Source organism: Microbacterium sp. Leaf351 (assembly GCF_001423825.1).
GTDB classification, from domain to species: domain Bacteria; phylum Actinomycetota; class Actinomycetes; order Actinomycetales; family Microbacteriaceae; genus Microbacterium; species Microbacterium ginsengisoli.
On sequence record NZ_LMPK01000007.1, the window covers coordinates 43,118 to 44,567 of the forward strand.

2 protein-coding genes are annotated in these 1,450 nt (G+C 73.4%); one reads left to right on the plus strand and one right to left on the minus strand.

The window, feature by feature from the left end:
* A partial coding sequence (locus ASG00_RS16585) for an MFS transporter (protein ID WP_235559090.1) occupies positions 1-767 on the plus strand: 767 nt, incomplete at its 5' end.
* A gap of 6 nt (positions 768-773) precedes the next feature.
* Here ASG00_RS16585 and ASG00_RS02720 read toward each other — a convergent pair.
* The gene (locus tag ASG00_RS02720; RefSeq protein WP_056206653.1) at positions 774-1,232 is read right to left on the minus strand and encodes a GNAT family N-acetyltransferase; all 459 of its coding nucleotides are present in this window, start codon (positions 1,230-1,232) and stop codon (positions 774-776) included.
* Between the last annotated feature and the right edge of the window lie 218 nt (positions 1,233-1,450).

Sequence of the window (1,450 nt, forward strand, 5' to 3'; positions counted from 1 at the left end):
TGGGCCTGTTCGGCGTGACGGGCGAGGACGGCCTCGCCGTGCGCGTGTCGATGCTGATCGCCGCCGTGTGGATGGCGCTCTCGGCCCTTCCGGTGCTGTTCGCGGTGCCCGAGAACCGGCCGCTCGACCCGGAGGCGCCGCGGGTCGGGTTCTTCGCGTCGTACGGCGTGCTGTTCCGCAGCATCCGGGATCTGTGGACGCACAGCCGCCAGACGGTGTACTTCCTGTTCGCGAGCGCGATCTTCCGCGACGGCCTCACCGGCGTCTTCACGTTCGGCGGCGTGCTCGCCGCCGGCACCTTCGGCTTCACGCCCGGGCAGGTCATCATCTTCGCGATCGCGGCGAACGTCGTCGCCGGAGTCGCGACCATCGCGAGCGGTGCCCTCGACGACCGGTTCGGGCCCAAGCCGCTCATCCTGACCTCGCTTGTGGGTCTCGTGATCAGCGGACTGGCGGTGTTCGTGTTCCACGGCGGCGGGCAGACGATCTTCTGGATCTTCGGCCTCATCCTGTGCCTGTTCGTCGGCCCGGCGCAGTCGGCGTCGCGCACCTACCTCGCCCGGCTCATCCCACCGGGGCGCGAGGGGCAGGTGTTCGGGCTCTACGCGACGACGGGCCGCGCGGCCGTGTTCCTCGCACCGACCGCGTTCGGCCTGTTCGTCACGATCGGCGGCGCGCAGGTGTGGGGCATCCTCGGCATCGTGCTGGTGCTGCTCGTGGGCCTCGCACTGCTCATCCCCGTGCGGGCGGCCGGCGCGCCGCGCTGAACCGGGTCAGACGGATGCCGCGCGGCGCATCGGCACGTGCGGAATGTCGTCCTCGACGAACCCCGGGCCGCTGATCTCGAAGCCGAACCGCGCGTACCAGCCGGCGAGGTGCTCCTGCGCGTCGAGCACGATGTCGCGGCCCGGCCACCGCTCGCCCGCGCGGTCGACGGCCATGCGCATGAGGTCCGCGGCGAGCCCCCTGCCGCGGGCGGGCGGCGCGGTCGCGACCCGGCCGATGCGGGCGGGACCGGCCTCGCCGTCGGCGAGCAGTCGCAGGGTGGCGAGCACGTCGCCGTCCTCCTCGGCCCACAGCAGCTCGGCACCGGGCTCGATGTCGCGGCCGTCGAGCTCGGGGTAGGCGGCCTCCTGCTCGACGACGAACACGGCGACCCGCAGCCAGAGCAGACGGTAGAGGGTCTCGGCAGGGATGTCGCGCACGGCGGCACGGTGGAAGGCGAGGGTCACCCCGTCACGCTACCGGCGGGATCGGGGGTTGCGGCCGGTCTCACGCGGGCCAGGCCGCGGCGAGCTTCGCGAGCAGGCGCGCGAGCTCGGCGCGCTCGTCGTCGGTGAAGGCGGCGAGCGCGGTCTCGACGGCCTCCCGCCGGTCGATGCGGAATCCGCGCGCGAGGGTGCGGCCCTGCTCCGTGACGACGATGCGTGTGCGGCGAGCGTCGTCGGGG